20 protein-coding genes and 3 tRNA genes are annotated in these 22,517 nt (G+C 39.0%); 18 read left to right on the forward strand and 5 right to left on the reverse strand.

The window, feature by feature from the left end:
• The first annotated feature begins 19 nt into the window (after positions 1-19).
• Positions 20-778, forward strand: a complete 759-nt coding sequence (locus K348_RS0106860) for a hypothetical protein (protein WP_029904225.1) — start codon at positions 20-22, stop codon at positions 776-778.
• Positions 779-869: 91 nt separating this feature from the next.
• Here the strand turns inward: K348_RS0106860 and K348_RS0106865 are convergent, their stop codons facing one another.
• Positions 870-2,012 (reverse strand): aldose epimerase family protein, encoded by a 1,143-nt coding sequence (locus K348_RS0106865; RefSeq protein ID WP_029904226.1) that lies wholly within the window; start codon positions 2,010-2,012, stop codon positions 870-872.
• A 7-nt stretch (positions 2,013-2,019) separates the two neighbouring features.
• A complete protein-coding gene (locus K348_RS0106870) occupies positions 2,020-3,018 on the reverse strand; it encodes a glycoside hydrolase family 43 protein (protein ID WP_029904227.1) in 999 nt (332 codons plus the stop codon).
• A gap of 190 nt (positions 3,019-3,208) precedes the next feature.
• Here K348_RS0106870 and K348_RS0106875 point away from each other — a divergent pair, with 190 nt between their 5' ends.
• From K348_RS0106875 to K348_RS0106895, 5 genes are all read left to right on the forward strand, one after another.
• Positions 3,209-4,186 carry a polyprenyl synthetase family protein gene (locus tag K348_RS0106875; RefSeq protein WP_029904228.1) on the forward strand — a complete coding sequence of 326 codons (978 nt, stop codon included), beginning with the start codon at positions 3,209-3,211 and terminating at the stop codon, positions 4,184-4,186.
• Positions 4,187-4,204: 18 nt separating this feature from the next.
• Entirely contained in the window at positions 4,205-4,912 is a 708-nt protein-coding gene (locus K348_RS0106880; RefSeq protein WP_029904229.1) for a hypothetical protein, read from the forward strand.
• On the forward strand, positions 4,899-5,678 hold the full coding sequence (locus tag K348_RS0106885) for a TatD family hydrolase (protein ID WP_029904230.1): 780 nt from the start codon (positions 4,899-4,901) through the stop codon (positions 5,676-5,678). The genes K348_RS0106880 and K348_RS0106885 overlap by 14 nt, the downstream gene beginning before the upstream one ends.
• A gap of 12 nt (positions 5,679-5,690) precedes the next feature.
• Positions 5,691-6,836: an acyltransferase gene (locus K348_RS0106890; protein ID WP_029904231.1), complete on the forward strand. Its 1,146-nt coding sequence runs from the start codon at positions 5,691-5,693 to the stop codon at positions 6,834-6,836.
• A 75-nt stretch (positions 6,837-6,911) separates the two neighbouring features.
• Positions 6,912-6,999 (forward strand) — tRNA-Ser (locus K348_RS0106895).
• Between the two features lie 155 nt (positions 7,000-7,154).
• Here K348_RS0106895 and K348_RS0106900 read toward each other — a convergent pair.
• Complete coding sequence (locus tag K348_RS0106900; RefSeq protein WP_029904232.1) at positions 7,155-9,482, reverse strand: glycoside hydrolase family 127 protein; 2,328 nt, start codon at positions 9,480-9,482, stop codon at positions 7,155-7,157.
• 342 nt (positions 9,483-9,824) lie between these two features.
• On the opposite strand from K348_RS0106900, the gene K348_RS0106905 reads away from it, so the two are divergent.
• From K348_RS0106905 to K348_RS0106915, 3 genes are all read left to right on the forward strand, one after another.
• Positions 9,825-10,859: a hypothetical protein gene (locus tag K348_RS0106905; protein ID WP_029904233.1), complete on the forward strand. Its 1,035-nt coding sequence runs from the start codon at positions 9,825-9,827 to the stop codon at positions 10,857-10,859.
• Between the two features lie 157 nt (positions 10,860-11,016).
• Positions 11,017-11,517 (forward strand): thermonuclease family protein, encoded by a 501-nt coding sequence (locus K348_RS0106910; RefSeq protein ID WP_029904234.1) that lies wholly within the window; start codon positions 11,017-11,019, stop codon positions 11,515-11,517.
• Between the two features lie 304 nt (positions 11,518-11,821).
• Entirely contained in the window at positions 11,822-13,462 is a 1,641-nt protein-coding gene (locus tag K348_RS0106915; protein ID WP_156032803.1) for a hypothetical protein, read from the forward strand.
• A gap of 40 nt (positions 13,463-13,502) precedes the next feature.
• Here K348_RS0106915 and K348_RS0106920 read toward each other — a convergent pair whose 3' ends face one another.
• Positions 13,503-14,009, reverse strand: coding sequence for a DUF4251 domain-containing protein (locus K348_RS0106920; protein WP_029904236.1), 507 nt, complete (start codon positions 14,007-14,009; stop codon positions 13,503-13,505).
• Between the two features lie 164 nt (positions 14,010-14,173).
• Positions 14,174-14,776 (reverse strand): nitroreductase family protein, encoded by a 603-nt coding sequence (locus K348_RS0106925; RefSeq protein WP_029904237.1) that lies wholly within the window; start codon positions 14,774-14,776, stop codon positions 14,174-14,176.
• 164 nt (positions 14,777-14,940) lie between these two features.
• On the opposite strand from K348_RS0106925, the gene K348_RS0106930 reads away from it, so the two are divergent.
• The 9 genes from K348_RS0106930 to K348_RS0106970 all read left to right on the forward strand — a co-directional run bounded on the left by K348_RS0106930 (position 14,941) and on the right by K348_RS0106970 (position 22,479).
• A complete protein-coding gene (locus K348_RS0106930; protein ID WP_029904238.1) occupies positions 14,941-15,597 on the forward strand; it encodes an HAD family phosphatase in 657 nt (218 codons plus the stop codon).
• Between the two features lie 5 nt (positions 15,598-15,602).
• Positions 15,603-16,496: a class I SAM-dependent methyltransferase gene (locus K348_RS0106935; RefSeq protein WP_029904239.1), complete on the forward strand. Its 894-nt coding sequence runs from the start codon at positions 15,603-15,605 to the stop codon at positions 16,494-16,496.
• 15 nt (positions 16,497-16,511) lie between these two features.
• Positions 16,512-19,100, forward strand: coding sequence for a hypothetical protein (locus tag K348_RS0106940; protein ID WP_029904240.1), 2,589 nt, complete (start codon positions 16,512-16,514; stop codon positions 19,098-19,100).
• An 8-nt stretch (positions 19,101-19,108) separates the two neighbouring features.
• Positions 19,109-20,014: a glycosyltransferase family 2 protein gene (locus K348_RS0106945; protein ID WP_029904241.1), complete on the forward strand. Its 906-nt coding sequence runs from the start codon at positions 19,109-19,111 to the stop codon at positions 20,012-20,014.
• Between the two features lie 165 nt (positions 20,015-20,179).
• Positions 20,180-20,770, forward strand: a complete 591-nt coding sequence (locus K348_RS0106950) for a hypothetical protein (RefSeq protein WP_029904242.1) — start codon at positions 20,180-20,182, stop codon at positions 20,768-20,770.
• Positions 20,771-20,781: 11 nt separating this feature from the next.
• Positions 20,782-21,705 carry a tRNA epoxyqueuosine(34) reductase QueG gene (gene queG / locus K348_RS0106955; protein ID WP_156032805.1) on the forward strand — a complete coding sequence of 308 codons (924 nt, stop codon included), beginning with the start codon at positions 20,782-20,784 and terminating at the stop codon, positions 21,703-21,705.
• Positions 21,706-21,735: 30 nt separating this feature from the next.
• Positions 21,736-22,212 carry a hypothetical protein gene (locus K348_RS0106960; RefSeq protein ID WP_029904244.1) on the forward strand — a complete coding sequence of 159 codons (477 nt, stop codon included), beginning with the start codon at positions 21,736-21,738 and terminating at the stop codon, positions 22,210-22,212.
• Between the two features lie 105 nt (positions 22,213-22,317).
• Positions 22,318-22,390: transfer RNA gene (locus K348_RS0106965), tRNA-Gly, on the forward strand.
• 6 nt (positions 22,391-22,396) lie between these two features.
• Positions 22,397-22,479 (forward strand) — tRNA-Leu (locus tag K348_RS0106970).
• Positions 22,480-22,517 lie beyond the last annotated feature (38 nt).

Consider the following 22,517-nt stretch of genomic DNA (forward strand, 5'->3'; position numbering starts at 1 on the left):
AACAATAATCTTTTTGCGCATGAAACACTTTAAACTATCAACTTTAGCTCTGCTATTTTGCTTATTACCATCACTCTGTTCAGTCGCTCAGAATGATGAAAAATATACTCCTATCGACTTTTCTTTACAACTGAAAAATATGCATCTCTGGCGCGGTTTGCAGGTGACCAATACGGCTTTGGGCGCAGTCGATTTACATTTCAAAGACAAATCGAACAGTTTTGCAGTCGGCTTATGGGGTGGGGCAGGATTTACGGGCGACTATCGCGAATTCGACTATTATGTTTCGTATTCTAAGAGTGGCTTTACTGTAGCAGTATGGGATATTTATAATTTCTCTAAGGATGCTACCTATAATAACAGGCAGGTATTCAATTACAGTGCACGTGAAACAGGACATTTTATAGATATCTCCCTAGCATACCGTTTTCAGGGTAATTTCCCTTTGAATATTAGCTGGGCGACTATCTTTTTCGGTCGCGATAGGGGAGCATTAAACGAAAAAAATCTTTATTCTACCTATGTATCTATGGATTATCCTGTACTCAGAGGTAAAGTCGTGGATGTCAGCCTTGGTGTTGCAGGTGCTTTTGCACTGAATCCCGAAAAAGGTACGGATGCAAACTTCTATGCCAAAGATGCAGGCATTGTAAACATTAATATTACTGCCTCCAAAAAACTACAGCTGGGAAGTTATACACTGCCTGTTTCAGTCATGGGAATGTTCAATCCGGCAAATAATGAGGCAAATCTGCAGATTGCATTAGATATATTTTAGCCATTCCTTTTAGTGGACATAATTATGTGTTTGCTATAAAAAAGAAAAGCTATCCGGTAACGGATAGCTTTTCTTACTTATAGGTGTGTATTTATTTCTTCACAGAGAATTTAAATATTGTTTCGCTCTGATATTTTTCTCCCGGACGAAGCGTAGTAGTCGGCCAGTCTTTCTTGTTAGGAGTGTCAGGATACTTTTGTGTTTCCAGACATGCAGCAGTGCGGTGTTTGTAAACAATACCTTTTTTGCCTTTGTCGGTTCCTTCCATAAAGTTGCCTGCATAGAACTGCATTCCCGGCTCGGTAGTATATACATCGAGTACAATACCTGTCTTAGGCGATTCCAGAGTGGCAGCTACCTTGCTGATATCACCGCCTGTATTCAGTACCCAGTTGTGGTCGTAACCTTTACCGTTTACCAGCTGAGTGAAAGTAGCATCGTCAATTCTTGCGCCGATTGCAGTAGGGGTACGGAAATCCATAGGTGTGCTTTCAACAGTCAGGATTTCACCTGTAGTCATAAATGTAGAATCTATCGGCGTATACTGATCGGCATGTATAGTAAGCAGCCAGTCTGTATTTGTAGAATTAGGATCACCATCCATATTGAAATAGGAATGGTTTGTCAGGTTCACTACAGTAGGCTTGTCTGTTTCCGCCTCATATTTGATCTGTATAGCGTTATCTTCGCTAAGGATATAAGTAACCTTTACATTCAGATTGCCCGGGAAACCCTCTTCGCCGTCCTTAGAAAGATAAGTCAGTTCAAGTACATTGTCGGATACAAGATTTGCATCGAATACCTGAGTATCGAAGCCTCTGTTACCACCGTGCAGTGTATGCCCGAAATTATTTTTAGGCAGGTCGTATTTATTACCGTCGATTTCGAAAGTACCGTTGCCGATACGGTTTCCGTAACGGCCGATCAATGCCCCGTAATTATTGGAAATAGTGATATAATCATGTATAGAGTCAAAGCCCAATACTACATCTTTTTTCTTTCCTTCCTTATCCGGAACCATAACAGATACTATACGGCCTCCGTAATTGGTAATGCATACTTCCATTCCGGAAGGATTGGTAAGTACATACAGATCGGTCTTCTTACCGTTCAATTCGGTTTCGAAGTTTTTCTTATCCAGACCCGATTCTGTGAGATTTCCCACAGGAGCGGTCGGGTTACAGGCTGCAAAAAGCATACCTGCTGCAATCGCTGCAAAAAACGTTTTTTTCATATTCTGATTATTTTAGTGGATTACTTTTTACGCCTTCAAATGTCATCTTCACAGGGACGATATGGCCATTTTCGTCGAAAAACATTTCGTCGATACATGTTTCCCTGTCGTCGCGATGTTTTTCAGTAAGTGGGCGACGGTGATATACCATATACCATTTGTCGGACTTCGGTTCGTGGATAATAGAATTATGTCCGGCTCCTGTAGCTATACCCGCCTCTTGTTCCAGAATTGTACCGATACGTTCGAACGGACCGAACGGACTATCCGAAATAGCGTAAGCCACCTTGTAGTTAGGTCCACCCCAGCCGCCTTCCGACCAAAGGAAGTAATATTTGTCGTTTTTGATGAACATGAACGGACCTTCTACGTAATTTTCAGGAGTCACTTCCTTATACATTGTACCGTCTTCCATCGGAACGATAGCTGTGAAATCATCGTTGAGTTTAGCTACATTACAATGTCTCCATCCTCCGTAATATATGTAATAGCTACCGTCTTTATCTTTAAAAACATATTGGTCGATAGGTTGAGCACCGTTGTAGAACTTGTCTATAAGCGGTTTTCCGATATGGTCTTTGAAAGGACCTTCCGGTTTGTCGGCAACAGCAACGCCTATGCCTCCGTATTCATCGTCGCTCTGTATATCATTTCCTCCAAAGAAAAGGAAATACTTGTCATCTTTCTTTAAGATGGCAGGCGCCCACAAGGCACGGTTGACCCATTTCACACCGGAAGTATCGATGACACGCTCGTGTTTTGTCCAGTTGACAAGGTCGGGCGATGAAAAGGCATCCATGAATACCTGTTTTTCATAAAGATCCGAATATGTAGGATAAATCCAGTATTTATCGTCGAAAATAATGCCTTCCGGGTCAGCATACCTTCCTTCGAATATAGGGTTGCCAGACATTTCTTTAACTTCTTCAACCGGTTGTTTGTTTTGTTTGCAGGCCTGTACCATAAAAATGCCTGCAATGAGTAATAGTAAATAATAGTTTCTCATGAAAAAATCACATTTTTGTTAATGACGCATAAAATTAGAAATAATTTTAATTCAATCTCTTCTATTTTGTAATATTTTGATATTTATCGTTAATAAACTACCTTTGCTATGGTAAGAAGAGAATTTTTTGGTAAAAAGTCCCCATTATTAAGGAAATTGTAATTATATAATAACTATTTGAAATAAAACGATGAAATCACTATATACTTTCGATGAGGTTCTGGATATTGTAAATAATCATATTGCAGATATAAAATATACGACTGAACCAATATCTTTATTCGAACCGATATCGTATATATTGTCTTTAGGCGGAAAACGTGTGCGTCCTGCATTATCACTGATGTCTTATAACCTCTATAAAGATGATGTGGAACGTGTAATGCCTATCGCTTTGGCTATAGAAGTGTTTCATAATTTCACACTTTTGCACGACGACCTCATGGACAAGGCGGATATGCGCAGAGGAAAGCCTACCGTACATATTAAATGGAACGATAATACGGCTGTTCTGTCCGGAGATGCGATGCTCATAGAAGCATATAAGGAAATAGCTAAGACCGAGACCGGATTTTTACCTCAGGTTCTCGATTTGTTTTCGGTAACTGCTACTGAAATCTGTTGCGGACAGCAATATGATATGGAATTTGAGAAACGCCTCGATGTTACCATTCCCGAATATCTGGAGATGATACGCCTCAAAACTGCAGTATTGCTGGCATGCGCCTTGAAAGAGGGTGCTATTGTTGGCGGAGCTTCAGCTGAAGATGCCGACAATCTGTACGATTTCGGTATCAATGTAGGGCTGGGCTTCCAATTGCGTGACGATTTATTGGATGTATATGGAAACAGTGACAGTTTCGGGAAAAAAATCGGCGGAGATATTCTCTGTAATAAGAAGACTTTCCTGCTGATAACTGCTTTATCCGATCCGGCTGCTAAAGAAGAATTGCAGACATGGATCAATAAAACGGACTTTGATGAAAATGAAAAAATCAAGGCTGTTACTAAAATCTATGACAACTTAGACCTGAAAAAGAAATCGGAGGATCTAATTGCCGACTACTACGAAAAGGCGGTATCCTGCCTGAATAAAGTGGATATAAACGAGGAAAGAAAAACAGAACTACATAAATTAGCAAAAAACCTGATGTCCAGAACATCGTAATTTTAAACCTTAACTATTATGCCCTATCGCCGTTTACCTAACACAGATAATGCGCGGATAAAAGCATTAAGAACCGCAATAGAGAAACATAATTCTCTCTTCGGGCGGGATGTTATATCCTTAGATGTACGCAAACTGGAGCATATGCTCCGCACTTTCGAAAATGCACAACAACGTTATCGCGAGAGTCTCGAAAAACAGGCTTCTTCAAACAAGAAATTTCAAAAACTGATAAAGAACGCAAGACTCTACATTTCGCATTTTATACAGGTACTCAACTTTTGTGTGATCCGTAATGAAATTAAGAAGGAACAGAAACAGCTTTACAGTATCGACCCTGATAATTTTACAGTACCCGATCTCACAAGCAACGATGCTTTGCTATACTGGGGCGATAATATCGTAAAAGGGGAGCAGGCTAGACTTTTGCAAGGTGGAACACCTGTTTATAATCCGACTATTGCGAGGGTAAATGTGGCTTTTTCTCAATTTAAGGATGCATATTTTAATCAGAAAACATATCAGAATACAACTTCCCGACAATTGGAGATATTGAGCCAGCAAAGAGAAGACATAGATAATGTACTGTCCACATTGTGGAATCAGATAGAAGCCGCTTTTGCCAATCTTCCGGCTAATGAAAGGCTTGAAAGATGCAAGGAATACGGCGTAGTATACTATCTGCGGAAAGAAGAAAAGGAGAAAACTGAAAGTGAGAATAATTGATACCCATTCACATATCTATTCCGAAGAATTTGATAATGACATCGATGATGTTATTGAAAGGTCGAAACAAGCCGGAGTAGAAAAAATATTATTACCGAATATCGATGTAGAATCGCTCGGTCGTCTGCATGCTATTTCCGACCAATATAAAGGATACTGTATTCCTATGATGGGTTTGCATCCTACAAGTGTGGGGGAGGACTGGAAAGAACAATTGGATTTAATAAAACAGCAATTTTCAGAACGATCATATATTGCTGTAGGTGAAATAGGACTCGATCTTTATTGGGATAAGACGTACGAGAAAGAGCAAAGACTGATTTTCGAAGAACAACTTTGTTGGAGTATTGAATATAATCTACCTGTAGCTATTCATTCGCGGGATGCAATATTTCAGTGCATTGAATGTATCCGGAATGTGGGCGCTGATCGTTTGAGAGGGGTATTTCACAGTTTTGGCGGAAGCGAAGAAGAATTGGAGAAAATATTATCTTTAGGTAATTTTCTGTTGGGGATAAACGGAGTTGTTACCTTTAAGAATTCTACTTTATCTACAATACTGAGAAAAACAGATTTAAATCATATTATTATTGAGACCGATGCCCCTTATCTGGCACCTGTTCCGTACAGAGGCAAGCGGAACGAATCGTCTTATACGGTAAAAGTAGTTGAAAAATTAGCCGAGATATATGAAACGACACTGGAAGAAGTGGGACAAATAACAACACAGAATGCGGCTGAGTTATTCAGTTTGCAAAATATATAATTTTACCTCATTTTGAAGAATGAATCTGATCAAGTGAAGAAGCTGGGATACATAGATAGTCTCAGAGGATTTGCAGTATTGGCTGTGCTTATGGTGCATTGTGCCGATTACGGTACGAATAATTATCCTGATATTATCGAATCTATAACGGGCAACGGTGGTCGTGGCGTCCAGCTGTTTTTTATTGTGAGTGCGTTTACATTATTTTTGTCGTTGCATCACAGATCGAAGAAGGAAAATAATGTATATTCCAATTTCTTCATACGCCGGTTTTTTCGGATCGCTCCCATGTTTTATCTCGCCATAATATACAATGTGGTAGAAAGGCTTTTTATGGGATACGTGTTAATTGGCTATTATCCCGATGTCACGCCGTGGTCGGTTATATCAAGTGTCTTTTTTCTGCATGGATTAAGTCCATACTGGATAAATAATGTAGTTCCCGGAGGATGGACAATTACAAATGAAATGATGTTTTATTGTATGATTCCTTTTTTATTCAAAAAAATAAAGAACCTTAATCATGCAGCTATTGCATTTATTATTGCTGTTTTTATACAACATTGCTTCATCTTTTTAGTGAAACAAGTTCCTTTTGCAGAACCTCATTTTATGAAAGGATTTTTATTTTTCTTTTTACCTAATCATCTTCCTGTTTTTGCATGCGGTATTTTTCTGTACTTCCTTGTTTATACTCCAAAAGAGCAATGGAAAATAAATCCGCTTATCTTATTGTTTTTCCCCTTATCGTTTCTTTTGCAGTTAGCGACCGGGCGTGAATTATATTCCCAACATGTGCTGTTCTCGTTCGCTTTTGTCGCATTTGCATATGTTTTGTCCATAAAGGAATTTAAGATATTTGTAAATCCGGTAAGCAGATTTCTTGGAAAAATCAGCTATAGCATGTATTTAGTACATTTCGCAGTTCTTCATTTACTATTTAAATTCGATTTTCTCGACTATGTGTCTACTGGTACGGTAATAGAAAGTTTGCTCAATCTCGGAATCAGATATTCAATAGTTATATTACTTACTGTTATTATCTCTTATATAACATACCGGTTGATAGAGAAACCTTTCCAGCAATTAGGTAAAAGAATCATAAAGAAACGTGAGACAAAAACGGGAATGAAAGAAGCGAATTTAAATTCTATCTGATATAATACTATTTCCGATCTTTTGCCAATTCCGAAATATCCCTTATCTTTGCACACGCTACAACCAAAGGACAATGGAGAGGTGCTCGAGTGGTTGAAGAGGCACGCCTGGAAAGCGTGTATACCCCTAAAGGGTATCGAGAGTTCGAATCTCTTCCTCTCCGCAATTATTACTGATAATCAGTAGTTTATAAAATTTACACCCAGTTTTACATCCTAAAATGTAGAACTGGGTGTTTCTCTTTTATATTATTAGATAATAATTTTCGACTATTGGTTCTAGGCTTAATCAATCTGTATGTGATGCGATTGAAATCTATCATTTTTTTATCATACGAGCAAAAAAGATACCTCCTGCTTTGTTACCCGAATTAGCTTTCAGTTTCACTGTAATCTTAGTTTTATCCTTAGTCAAGTGGTGAGGTACTGCATACTCACGATCAAAAAACTCATTTGGGATATGCGCTGTCAGTTCTTCTGATGCAATTACTTCGTCGTCTACCAATATATCAAATTTACGTCCACCGCCATCGCTACCCCAATAGGTAAGAATCAAACCGGCAGGAACTTTCGGGTCTACTGTCATCTCAAACGAAAAATATCCGTCGTTAGAGTCGCACCACTTTCTGCCAAGTGCACCTTCACCTTTACTTACATTGATGCCCTGGAAGTTATGATCTACTTCCTGCTGTTGTTCATTCGGACGGAAATAATCAAGAGTAAGTCGTTCCAACTCCTTCAGACGTTCTTCTTCTTTCTCAAATTCTTCTTTTACGGCGTCCCATTCTTTAGGAGAAAACGTATCAAAATAAATCGCATAATTTCCATCGTGCTTCTTATAGAAAGGTATCATATTCAAATTGATCGGAAATCCCGTTTCGCTTCTGAATGCAGTTCTACTACTATTAGTAGGCTTGATCCAAGTACTGATATTCTTATCTTTTTCCAAGAAAACAACTGTCCTTGCATCCGGTTGTGTTTCCCCTGCCAATACAATAGGACCGTTCATATAAGCTGCCTTATGATCGTCGCCCAATAGCATTTCTTTACGAAGTGTTTTTATCATTTCCACCTCTATTCTATCTCCATTTTTCCATGTACGTTTGATTGATACATACGAGCCGGGAGTTGTTTTCAATGTCTGAACTTTGCCGTTTACCTTCACTTTAAAACCTGCAGTAGACCATTCGGGATAACGAACATGAAATGTCAGTTCTTTTTTAGTATCGGTATTGATGATTATCTCTGATTTATCCGTATCTGGGAAACTTGTCTGTTGAGTAATAGTCATACCCTTTCTGTCCCAATTCAAAACGGAAGGGATGAAAAGGTTGACCCAAAGTTCATTTTCATTTTCAGAGTAAATGCTTTCTGCATATTTTACATGATTCTCAAATCCTGTTCCTACACAACACCAAAAACTGTTGTCCTTATTAGAATAACGTTTGGTAGAATTGTATGCCAATGGCAGATAGTATACCACCATACCCGTTTTAGGATTTTGTGATGCCAAAATATGGTTGTACAACGCTCTTTCATAATAATCCATATATTTAGCATCTGGTTGCCATGCAAAAAGGTGACGGGTCAGTTTCAACATATTGTATGTGTTGCACGTTTCGGTAGAGGTGTTCGACAAGGTTAGTTTTCCAGATTCACCGAAATGTTCGTGATCGCTGTTACCCCCTATACAGTATGATCGATTTTTGGTAATGATCTCCCAAAAATATGTAGCTATGTTTCTGTTTTTCTCCTCGCCAAGCAACTCGTAGGCACGCGCCTCACCGGTTATTTTAGGTATCTGCGTATTGGCGTGAAGTCCTGCCAACTGGTCTTTTTGCTGTGATAAAGGATCAAGCACCGCTTTATGATAGAATTTACGAGCCAGTTCCAAGTGTTTCGGATCGCCTGTAATGGCATATACATTGTATAGTGCATCATTCATACCGCCCGTTTCGCAATGCAACATTTGCTGCCATTGTTCATCAGTCAGAGGTTCAAACTTTTTACAGGCCCAATTCGTTTGATTTATCACAATGTCCTTAGCCGTCTCGTTACCAGTATACAGGTAAATGTCAGTTAGTCCTGCCCATAGTTTATGCAGGTTGTACCATGGCACCCATATAGTGTTCAACCAACCGGTTCCATCTATATGTATCTTTCCTGCCAGTACATCATCCCAAAGCTGGTCGCTGCCGGGTATAGCATCTACATAGCCTCCGCGTGCATCCTGACATTTTTTTAATTCTGCTATACAATACTCTATCTTCTCTAATACTTTAGTGTCGCCCGTAGCACCGTAAAGCATAGACATGGCAGACAAATAGTGACCGAAACAAAAACCGCTCTGTGAAGTATTTTCCCAACCGCCGTAAATAGGAGCTTTGGGTTCGAAGCCTGCATTCTCGTGAAAACGGTGTAGAAATCGATCCGGCTCTAAAGACATCAGCCAGTTTTTATCGGCTTCCATCGCCATCTTAAACGGACTTTCCAGTAAACGAATTTGTTTTAAAGACACAGGATACGCCTTTATTTCTATTCTTGGCGTTACGCTCAAGCGTGTTTCATTGATAAGCGGAACGTAGCTTTGAGCTTTAATGCCCGACATTAAAAGTACGCAAAATAGAAGTAATGTAGTTTTTTTCATTATTAGATAATAAATGTATTCAGATTGCTTAAAAATATTAACAGTAAAAGTATTAAAATAATATCTTTTCCCAAAGAAATTTATTTTCTTCGACATTCACTATTGTCATCCAAGCCAATATAATGTCTCCAAAGAGTTTTCCATCTCTAAAATTTTGAATTTATTAATCCTAATATATACTATTACAGAATACAATAAAATGTTAACAATACATCTCCCAGGCATCAGAATACATGTTCTTATGTTAAAACCCTATATCACATGTTTATAGCGTTAAACTTTCAACTTTTGAGAGTGTTAATGAAAAGGAGGGAATCATGTAATTAATTAAAATTAAAAGTTATGGAAAGAACAAAATTTGTGGGGGTATGGGGCAGAGTATCCTGGGGGAGCGTTATTGCCGGAGTTATAACAGTAATTGCAATATCTATTCTTTTATCTATTTTAGGATCGAGTGTGGGTTTATTTATGTTCGACCCTACGTCGGGTGATCCTGTTTCAGGTATTGGTACTACTATGGGTATATGGACGGTAGTTTCGCTCTTGTTAAGTCTTGCAGCCGGTGGTTTTGTAGCGGGTAAATTGTCCGGATCGGATGGAATGATACACGGATTCTTGGTTTGGGCATCTACGCTGATTATAGGAATAATTTTCGTGGTGATGATCGCAGCCAGTGCTGTCAGATTAACTACAAATATACTTGGTTCCGTAACATCTGCAGCGGGAAGCATACTTTCAGGCGCGGGTTCGATGGTAGGAAGCGGCGTATCGGGTTTGGCCGATGAGGTTCAGAATGTTTTCGGAGATATAGAATTCGATGCCGGAGATGAAAATACGAATGTCCGTCAGGATATCCGTACTGCATTACGTAAGAGTGGTGTAAAAGAGTTTCAACCTGAGTATCTGCAGAATCAGATGAAAGGTGTAAAAACCGACTTCGACCGTTCTGTAAAAAGACTGGCTACGCACCCTAATGATGCAGAAAGTATCATCAACAGCTTCCTCGACAAGGTGAAGAAAAGAGGCGAAACTTATGCTCAGAATATAAACAGGGACGATTTGAATAAGGCTATCGCTAATAATTCAAATTTATCTAAAGCTGAAGTAGACAAGGCTGTAGACGAATATATTGAGCTTATAGATAAAGCAAAAACACAAGGGCAGGAACAAATACAAAATCTCGAACAATCGATAGATCAGGCTAAAAGAGATTTAGAAGCATTCAAACAAAAAGCATTGGAGGAAGCCGATAAAGCAACAAATGCAGCAGCATGGTCGGGAATAATTTCATTTATATCTATGCTGATAGGAGCAGTACTTTGTATCTATATGGGATTCTTCGGTACCCGTAAGACAAGACAGGGATACGAAGCTTAAGAATTCTGTTATAAAATATACTATACCAAAGAAGAAGCCACTGATATTTTTATCAGCGGCTTTCTTTTTATTACGATCGCAGCTGTAATTATTACTAAAAATCAATTTTTGATATTCGGTAATAATTCCTCAAATTTGCACTCCGAAAAATAATACTATGAAAAAGATAATATCCATAATAACTCTGATACTAAGTACCGCTACACTGATATACACGGGAGTGGATATTTTTGAAGATGATGAATATCTTACCGGAAAAGTAGTGAAGGTAGCAGATGGAGACACATTTACCTTACTCACTAACAGTAATGAAAAAATCCGTATCCGCCTGTACGGAATAGATGCACCGGAAAACGGACAGGATTACGGCTCCAAATCACGACAATATCTGAATGATCTTTGCTATGGAAAACAGGTACGTGTGCAGAAAATAGACACCGATCATTACGGGCGTACATTGGGAGTAGTATTTGTAGACGGAATAAACGTGAACGAAGAACTTGTCCGGCAAGGTTTGGCTTGGTATTACAGGGAATATGCCGACGACCCCTTTCTCGAAGCATTGGAATTATCAGCACGTGATAAAAGAATAAATATATGGAGTATGAAAAACCCTGTACCACCTCACGAATTCAGAAGAAATAAAAGAAAGAAGTAATATCAGGATTTATAATCCTTTATACTCACATATCTGATTTCTATTGTGTATTATCTACAATGTGCCAAATTAATACAAATTATCCTCTCTTTAGCCTCTCTTATTCATTTTGCTTCTGATATTTTTGTATAAATGACTTTTATAATAAATGCCATAGTCATGATCATATGAAATGGGAAAAGAAAAATCATAAATAAGAAAACAAAACCTATTCTTATTGTGGAGATTTATATATCAAACAACGGAGACAATTATTATTTCTTTTTTGATTAAAAAAATCAGAGGCATACAAATAACAAAGCTTATGAAAAATCATATTTCAAACCAGTGGGCCATATCCCTCAGTCTATTGCTGACTATTTTATTTTCCAGCACTTGTACGGGAATTAAGGCCCAATCTATTTACGGGAACTTTCCGGTTGAAGAAAGCTTCCTAAGCGGCTCAAAGCCAACTTTTGTAGACGTACCGGGAAATAACCCGAATGTCTTGTTCACTACCAGAGGAGTCCAATTAACAAAAAATATTCAATCTCAGTTTGGAGGTATTTTCATTAATAACCGCAGATTAACTTCTAAAAACGGAGTACATATAGAATTCGATTATATGATGTACGGGCGTGGTTCAAGTGCCGGAGGTGATGGACTGTCGGTATTTTTGTTCGATGCAAAAACAAAAAATCCTAATATTGGAGCTGAGGGGGCCGGAATCGGTTATGCATACAACTGGGCCACTTCATCAACAAGTTATCGTAGATTAGGATTGTCGGGCGCTTATGTAGGGATTGCTCTTGATTCATACGGGAATTACAAGGGATTAAGATATCAGGGTAATCCGCCCTCACAGGTACAGGGTATTCCTTTTGGGATTAGTATTGATGGAAAAATTGAAGCAACAGAGAATACCCGTGACAATATAACTATAAGGGGAGCTGCAGGTAAAGGATTTACTGCAAATAACGGTGCAAAAGTATTTACTATTCCCGATGGCTATGCCGGTTATCCTGTGCTGATAACACAGTCGACAAATACAAATAAAGGCTTTGTAATAACAGAACCCGGCGATTTATCCGGATATAATGATTCCCGATATGTTGCGAAAGCTTCTACAAAAAAGAAGAATAATTTCGCCATCAGTGGAGATACTCAATTTAATTCTCCAATGGACAGAGGGTATAGACGTGCAATTATAGAACTATTTCCTGTACCGGAAGGTGATCCGGATGGCGGCTTTTATATAACAGTAGCCATAGAGCATGATACTAAAAGAGATACTATAATATATGACTATCATTATAAACAATCATTTCAGTATCAGGAAAATGCAGCTATACCATATCGTTACAATGAGGACATTCCTATATCTACGCCACCTATAAAGACTTTAGATGCTCAGGTTCCCGACTCATTTAAGATTGGTTTTGCCGCTTCAACGGGCAGGGAAATTAATTATCATTATATAAAGAATGTAAAGATATCTTTGCCGCGTGCAGCAGAGGCAAATCTGGACTCGGCACGTATCGATATGGGCGGGCTGGCGGTGATAAATCCGTTGGATAATGATATCGCTTATACCGGAACTATCAGTAGGAACCAGATTGGTAAAAAAGATTATATCGATGAGAAAGAATTCAGATTTGTAGATAATAGCGGTACTGTATACAAACTGGGTTCGGGACAGACACAGATAGAGGTGATGACAGCCGACGGCAAGTGGGTGTATAATTATACAACTAAAGCAGTGACATTCAGGCCTAAGTCCGGATTTTTCGGTGCAGCCACAATCCGTTACAATATACGGGGAAGTAACACCAATGAGATGCCTTATGCCGACGATGCTTACCGCTCGTTGAACAGGGATATTATAGTGTATGTAAATGAAGGCCCGGCAAAACCTACTTCTATCGTAACCAACAAAATGGTGACTAACAGAGGTTCGAATAAATAAAAGAAAAGAGGGGCTATTATTGACCCCTCTCATTTTATCCTTATTTGAAATATCCCTGATATGATATTTCATCGCGGTTTTGGGTTTTTACCGTAACTGTTCCGTTCCCCTCTTTATCCATTTTCATTCCTATAATCATGTTATTATCTATAATATCATAGATATCCTGCGGTGATATAATTATTAAAAAAACATCTTTCTTTTTATCATAACTAACGGTAGAGATAGACTGCCGGGAATCCATATCCGCCATTATTTCAAGCCTGTCTACAGGTCGCAGAAAAAAGTATCCCAGATACGGTAGCTTAATATCCAGATCGGTAGTAGTTACTTTTATATAGCAATCGATAGGACTGATATCTATATCCGATCCTAGTTCCGTAGTAACTTTCATAGGATAGAATGCAAAATCCGGAAGTACTACTTTATTTATATTTGCTGTTCTCTCCTGAGCCTGTTTCAGTCTGGTGTGAATATCCGAATCTGTTTGTCCGGATATATTCAATATGGCTGAATAGAGGACAAGCATTAAAATTATCTTTCTCATCTGATCTATATTTATTTACGGGTGTCTGATATAAACATTTTATGAGGCTTCAGGTTTTAAAAAAGATGTTATTTAATAACCTGCTTTTAGTTAAGAAAAGGGATAAAATAAAAAAGCAGATATAAATACTATATCTGCTTTCCGGATTATATATAATCACCTGCTTATTTATGAATTATAACCCTGCTTTCGAGTGGTTGGAATTCTTTTGGCGCAGGTTCGCTGGTTGGAATACCGAATGGCATTTGTGCTATCAGTTTCCATTTTTCGTTTATATTGAAGGCTTTCGCCACTTCTTCGTCTATTATCGGATTGTAATGTTGTAATGATGCTCCGAATCCTGCTTCTTCCAGCAATGTCCATATTGCAAACTGATGCATTGCCGATGTTTGCTGCGACCATACCGGAAAGTTATCACTATATGAAGGGAATGCGTGCTGTAGGCCTTCCACTACGCTTTCATCTTCATAAAACAATATTGTACCATATCCGGCTGCAAAAGCATTATCAATTTTAGCTTCTGTAGAAGGGAATGCATCTGCCGGAACTCTTTGCTTGAGAATCTTCTTTACTATATTCCAGAGTTTTTTATGGTTTTCATTCAAAAGGAGAACCACCCGTGTAGATTGTGAATTGAATGCCGAAGGAACATTGAGTACTGCAAAATCGATAATTTCTTTTAAATCATCGTTTGATATCGGACTTTTGTCACTGATACTGTAATACGTTCTACGGCCTTCGATTGCTTTTTTCAGATTTTTCATAATGTCTTTTGTTTTTTGTGCTTATTATTATAGTTAATTTATATATTAAACGGCAGAGGTAGGGCAAAAGTTTTAATAATAGCTATAAAAAGAATAATAGTTACCTCTTTAAATATCTATATATCTAAGTATTTCGTACATTTGTGGCTGATTTTAATAATTAACATATGCCTTTTTCCGGAGTTATATTCGATTTTAACGGTACTCTTTTCTGGGATACCAAATTGCATAATAAAGCATGGGATATTTTCCTTACAAAACACAATTTATCCCTTTCCGATGAAGATAAGTTTACGAAACTTCACGGAAAAAACAATAAGGATATATTCACTTCTATTTTCGGGAATCAACTAACTGATCACGAAATAAGCGACTTTGTACTGGAAAAAGAAGGCCTTTACCAGCAGCTTTGCCTACAGACCAATATGCAGCTGGCTCCCGGAGCAACGGATTTTCTCGATTTTCTGAAAAGCAAATCCATACCTTTTACAATAGCGACGGCATCGGGCAAAGAAAATGTCGATTTTTATTTTAAATATCTGCCGCTCGATAAATGGTTCGAATACGATAAAGTCGTTTACAACAATGGTAAAATAAAGGGAAAGCCCGATCCGCAGATATATCAGACAGCGCTTTCGGTAATAGGTAAAAAACCGGAAGAAGTTATTATATTTGAAGATGCTATAGCCGGATTACAGGCTGCAAAAAATGCTCACGCCGGGAAAATTATTGTAGTAGATTCTAATGATGATGATTATACCGATTGGGCGGATTGTCAGATTATTAAAAATTTCGACGAAGTAGACAGGTCACAGTTTATCTAATGACGATGAAAATACATACACGGATATGTCCTGTGTGCGGAAGCACTGATTTTATACCTTTTTTGTCATGTAAAGATTATTTGGCGACAGAGGAGGTGTTTGATATAGAACTATGTAATTCGTGCGGATTTGCAATCACTCAGGATTTCCCTTCCGAAGACGAAATAGGCAGATATTACGATGCACCCGAATATGTATCGCATTCCGATACCCAGAAAGGAATAATAAATATATTGTACCATTGGGCACGCAGATTAGCTTTGAAGTCTAAATCGAAAATCGTAATGCGCTATGCATCGAAAAAGACAGGGAAGCTTCTGGATATCGGTTCGGGAACAGGGTATTTCCTGAACAGGATGAAAAGTCTGAAATGGATAGTTACCGGAATTGAAAAATCAGAGGCCGCATGTAAATATGCAAAATCGAAGTTCGATATAGATTGTCAGCATTCGGAATATTTGTATGACATATCGGAAAAAACAAAAGATGTAATTACCATGTGGCATGTGTTGGAACATCTTGAACATCTGAACCGTGTAATGGAGCATCTTGGCAAGATATTAAAAGATGACGGGATAGCCGTAATCGCATTGCCGAATAAAGATTCTTTCGATGCTGCTCATTATAAACAATACTGGGCGGCATATGATGTTCCACGGCATTTATGGCATTTTTCACCTGCCGATTTCGAGCATCTTGCTCGCAGACATCATTTCGAACTGATAGACATCAGGCCCATGTATCTCGATGCATTCTATATCTCTATGCTCAGCGAAAAGCATAAAGGAACATTTCTGGGAAGCCTTGTCGGGCTGTGTAAAGGCGGATGGTTTTTCCTGCGTACACTCGGGAATAAAAAGCGGAGTAGTTCGTTAATTTATATATTGAAGAAAAAATAACAAATACGAAATAAGATGATAAATAAAGAACAGTCATTAATGGGGAAAATATTACCGCATGTAATTGCGATAATAGTATTTCTGGCAATAACGATGATTTACTTTAGCCCGTTGTTAGAAGGCAAGGTGCTTATGCAGAGCGATGTCGCGCATTACAACGGAGCAGCGCAGGAAGTGCGCGAATATTATTACAAAGAAGGCCAATCTTCTGCGTGGACGGGTTCGATGTTTTCCGGTATGCCTACCTATCAGATCGGTATTTGGGGCGGAAGTCCTAATTTTCTCGATTATCTTGAGATTCCGTTAAGGGCATTAGGTGCGGGTACTGCAGGACCTGTGTTTACAGCCATGTTGATGGCATATATCTTGTTTTGTGTTATGGGCTTCCGGCCGGGATTTTCTATACTGGGGGCTGTAGCTTATTCGCTTTCATCCTACAATTTTATCATACTTGATGCCGGCCATGTGACTAAAGCATGGGCGCTGGCCTATATGCCGTTGATAGTTGCAGGGCTGATGGTGCTATTCAGGAAAAAGGTATTTTTGGGTGGATTGCTTATTGCTTTGGGGCTTGCTTTACAGATAAAGAGTAATCACTTGCAGATGACATATTATACAGCAATACTTTGCGCAATCCTTTTCATAGTTTTTGCTATACAGATGATTGCCGAAAAAGATATAAAGACCTTGCTCAGGGCATCAGGCATATCTCTTGCGGCTGTAGTTATTGCCGCATTATGCAATATGGGAAGTATCTATGCCAATTTGGAAATGGCCCGCGAAAGTACACGCGGAAAATCGGAACTGACTGCTTCATCTGATAATTCTCAGGAGACTGCAAAACAATCGGCAGGACTCGATAAGGATTATGCTTTTGCATGGAGTTATGGAAAAGCGGAAACTTTTACACTGATGATACCGAATATGAACGGAGGTTCCTCTGGTGGCAATCTGGATCAGTCTTCAAATCTTTATCAGGAAATGGTAAAGAATGGTGCTCAAGTGGATGCGAATGGCGTTCGCGCGAATACATATTGGGGAGCACAGCCTTTTACGGAAGGGCCTGTATATTTCGGAGCGATTATTTGTTTTCTTTTTCTTCTCGGAATGATTGTAATAAGGAGTAAGGTGAAGTGGGGGTTATTTGCAGCAACTGTATTATTTATATTCCTTGCATGGGGTAGTAATATGGAGTGGTTCAACGACCTGTTCTTCTATCATTTCCCATTATACAGCAAGTTTAGGGCGGTATCTACCGCGTTGGTAATTCCGGCTCTCACCATGGTAATTATTGCCGTATGGGGTTTAAAGGAATTTCTATCTGGTGAGGCCGATAACGAAAAATTGAAAAAGGCTTTATATATTTCGCTGGGTGTGGCAGGCGGCTTATGCCTGTTCTTCTGGATAATGCCCGGCTTTTTCTTCAATTTCACTGCTGCGGCAGATGAGGCGTGGCGCTCGCAGGTTCCCGACTGGTACTATAATGCGCTGCTTGCCGACCGTAAAGATTTATTATCTTCCGATGCTTTGAGGTCATTAGTATATATATTGCTTGCTGGAGCCGTATTGTTCTTCTCATTGAAGACCAAGATGGAAAAACAGAAAGTATCATTGTACGCTTCCATAGCTGTTATTATTCTTGTATTGACAGATTTATGGGGAGTAGATAAGCGCTACCTGAACGATTCTAATTTTATAAATAAAAGTACGTATCAGGCACAGAGTTTCCCTCAATCTACTGCCGATAAGATAATACTGCAGGATAAATATCCGTCATACAGGGTATTAAATCTTCAAAATACTTTTAAGGATGCAGCTACTTCTTATTACCACAAGTCGATAGGAGGCTATCATGCGGCCAAACTCAAACGTTATGATGAATTGATCAGTGCTAATCTCGGTAACGAGGTCGGATTTCTTCAGCAGAAGGCCAATGCGCAATTGCAGCAGGAAATAACCAAGTTGCAGCAAGGACAAGGCAATCCTCAGACTATCAGTACTTCTATGCAGGATAGTATTACACCGATATTCAGTGTAACTAAAGCGTTGAATATGCTGAATGCAAAATATGTTATCTATCATCCGGAGCTTGCACCTTTGGTTAACCCATACGCAATGGGCGAGGCATGGTTTGTGCCGGAATACAGACTGGTTAATAATGCTGATGAGGAAATGGCAGCACTCAATAATATTGAACCTTTAAAGACTGCAATAGTCGATAAGCGTTTTGAGCAGGAATTAGCCGGACTTAATATCGTACCTGACTCTGCAGCTACAATAAATATGACAGAGTACAAACCGAATATCCTGACATATAAGTCGAAAGCTGCAACTGAGCAATTAGCCGTATTATCCGAAATCTACTTCTCCGACGGCTGGCAGGCATATATCGATGGAAAAGAAGTTCCTCACTTCCGTGCCGACTGGACATTGAGGGCATTGCGTGTACCTGCGGGCGAACATGAGATAGTCTTTAAATTCGAACCTAAAGATTATTATACGAGCCGCACGGTTGCTACAGCTTCATCCGGAATTCTATTATTACTGCTAATAGGCATGTTGGTTATGCCTTTTGTGAAAAGAAATAAGGAAACAGAAAAATAAACAGTACTATGAAGTTTTCCGTTATATTCTGTACATACAACAGGGAAAAGTATATCTACAATGCTATGAAGAGTGTTGCAGAGCAGGACTTTCCCCACGAAGACTATGAAATAGTCGTCGTTAATAACAATAGTACAGACAGTACGGAGGATATATGTAATCAGTTTCAGCAAGATTATCCACAGGTGAATTTCCGCTATTTTGTGGAAACAAACCAGGGGTTATCGTATGCCCGCAACAGAGGGGTAGAGGAGAGTAGGGGAGATATCCTTATTTTTGTGGATGATGATGCTACTGTCTTCGACTTTTATCTGTCCTTTGTCTCTGCTTTTTTTGAAGCTCATCCGGCAATAAATGCCTGTGGCGGCCCTATTATTCCCGTATATGAAACGAAGAAACCGCAATGGCTTTCGCATTATACCGAACAACTTATCGGCGGCGCATTGTATCAGGGTAGCAAAGTGAAACCTTTCAAGAACGGTAAATATCCGGGAGGGGGCAATTCTGCTTTCCGCAAAATAATATTCGAAAAATACGGGTTATTCAATGTCGAACTTGGCCGGAAAGGCACAGGGCTTATAGGTGCCGAGGAAAAAGACCTCTACGACAGGCTCAGCCGTGGCAACGAGCAATTCTATTATCTTCCGCAGATGGGTATATATCACTATATTTCTGCAAAGAAACTTACCGAAGAACATTTCAAGGAATTGACCTATTCGATAGGAAAAAGCGAACGTATCCGCACCAAAGGAGTTTCGGAAGAAGCATATAAAAAAAGGGTATGGGCCGAAGTTAAAAAATGGATAGGTTCTATCGGCCTGTTTTTCTTTTACCTGTTGAAATTATCAGCTGTAAAAGGCTGGAGATTATTAGAATTCAGATGGTATGTGACGAAAGGATTATTAGGGAAATGACTTATTAGAAAAGTTTTATTTATTAATATTCTTACTGTTGTATAAAGTGTTAAATGCCTGACTTTGTTAATGGTAAAAGTGTTAGTTTTTGTAAATATGCACTACAAGTTTATTTCTTGTATTATATTTGCCGGACTAATATAAAACGTGTAACAGCAAATACATATGAAAAAGGATAAGAAAAAGACCTTTCTTACGATTGCGGTTTCTGTTGTCATTGTAGCAATTCTGCTCTTCTTTCTCAAAGGCAGTATTTATCGTATGGCAGTGAAATATGAAGATGTCGGAGGCCGTAAATCTTATGAAATAAAGGACGATAAACTATCTTCTTATATAAATCAGAGTTTGCCGAACGATGAATCACTCGATGCCAATATCGATATAGAAACTATCATCGATTTATCTTTAGATATAACAGGAAATGCTTTGGAATTCTCGACATTTTATGGCGATAGTGATCCGGTAAAGTCCTTTGAGAACAGAGGTGCAAATTGTGTCGGCTACGCAACATTTACATCTGCAGTCGGGAATTACCTGATAAAGCGTTTCGGGATGGAAAGAGAGTGGGAGGCAAAGCCTAAAAAGGGAAAGCTCTACTTATTCGGCAACAATATGCATAAGAATGCAAAAGACGGTTGGTTCAAAGACCATGATTTTGTTGTTTTCAGGAATAAAGGCACAAAAGAAGAAATATATGTTGACCCTACAGCGTACGATTATTTCGGTGCCCGCAGGGTAGACAAGCGTCAGAAATAGATTCGGGTATTTTGATTACTTCTGTTCAGATAAAAGAATATGCTTATAGTCTTGGCTTCGGCGCTTGTGGTATCTGTAAAGCGGAAGAAGTCGGAGATGAAAACCGTGATGCATACGAAGAATGGATAAGGAATTCATATCAGGCCGATATGGATTACATGCAGAGGAATGCAGATAAACGGTGTGACCCTGTTTTGCTGGTAGAAGGGGCGAAGTCTGTCGTTAGTGTTGCATTGAATTACTATCCGGAGAAAAAGCAGCCGCAAGATCATCCTCAGTTTGCCTATTATGCTTACGGAAAGGATTACCATGATATTCTGAAAATAAAACTTCAACAACTCTTCGATTTTATTAAGTCAATTGAACCGACAACAGAGGGACGATGTTTTGTCGATACTGCACCAGTGTTGGAGCGTTATTGGGCAGCTAAAGCAGGGATAGGCTTTATTGGGAAAAATTCATTAATCATCATTCCTAAAAAGGGATCATACTTCTTTTTAGGAGAATTGATTATAAATCTCGAATTGGACTATGACGAGCCTTTAGCACTTTCGTGCGGAAGCTGTACACGCTGTGTGGATACATGTCCGACAAAGGCTATAACAAGTCCTAAGATTGTGGATTCCAATAAATGCATATCCTATCAGACTATAGAGAATAAAGGATCTATTGACGAAAATATTGCCCCATCAATGGATAACCGTTTTTATGGTTGTGATATATGTCAGCAGGTTTGCCCGTGGAACCGTTATGCCCAGCCTCATAGTATATCAGAATTTAATCCGTCTGAAGATTTTCTGAATTTATCATTTGAAAAACTCGATAACCTGAGCGAAGAAGAATACAGAAAAATATTTAAAGGATCGGCGGTGAAAAGGGCAAAGTTCAGTGGGTTGAAAAGGAATTTGGAGACAATAAAACGGAACAGGAAGTAATATTAGTATCTGAAAAACGTTTATATAATTATGGAAAAGATAAAATATATAGTTATAACAGTTTTTTTACTTTTTATATTCTCTTCTTGTGGAAAGGAGGAGGAAAAAAATGTTATTCCGGCAGAACGCGTAAATTTTAGAATAAATTTGAAGATAGATAATGAGCTCCGTGCCCCCGGAGGTTATAAAGAATATGTAAGAGGGAAGCACCCATTACTGGAAGGTGAAGCACTCGGTTTTGGTGGATTATTGGTTATAAATAGCTTTTATGCAACTAATACTCCCGACCTACTAGCGTATGATCTTAGTTGCCCCAGCGAAGCATTGCGAACAGTTTTGGTATCTGCAACCAGCGACGGCAAAGCTAAGTGTTCGAAATGCGGCAGAATCTACAATCTGATGGAAAACGGACGGGTAGTATCTGAATCGTCAGATCTGCATCTGCAACGGTATATAGTGGCTCCTACCAGTAATCCCGATATTTTTTACATCACACGTCAAAATTGACGGAGTAAACCTTGCAGAAAGCAAAAACATTTTTTACATTTGCACTCGCTAAACGGGAACAGCAGTCAAAGTGTTGGCATCAGAAGGTTCCTAAGCAATAAAAATGCGAAAGTAGCTCAGTTGGTAGAGCACGACCTTGCCAAGGTCGGGGTCGCGGGTTCGAATCCCGTCTTTCGCTCATGTTGCTCGGATGGTGGAATGGTAGACACGCAAGACTTAAAATCTTGTGACCATTAGGTTGTGCGGGTTCAAGTCCCGCTCCGAGTACAAACTGAAAATCAGGCGATTACTATAAGGAAGTGATC

Source organism: Prevotella sp. 10(H), assembly GCF_000711235.1.
Lineage (GTDB): Bacteria > Bacteroidota > Bacteroidia > Bacteroidales > Dysgonomonadaceae > Dysgonomonas.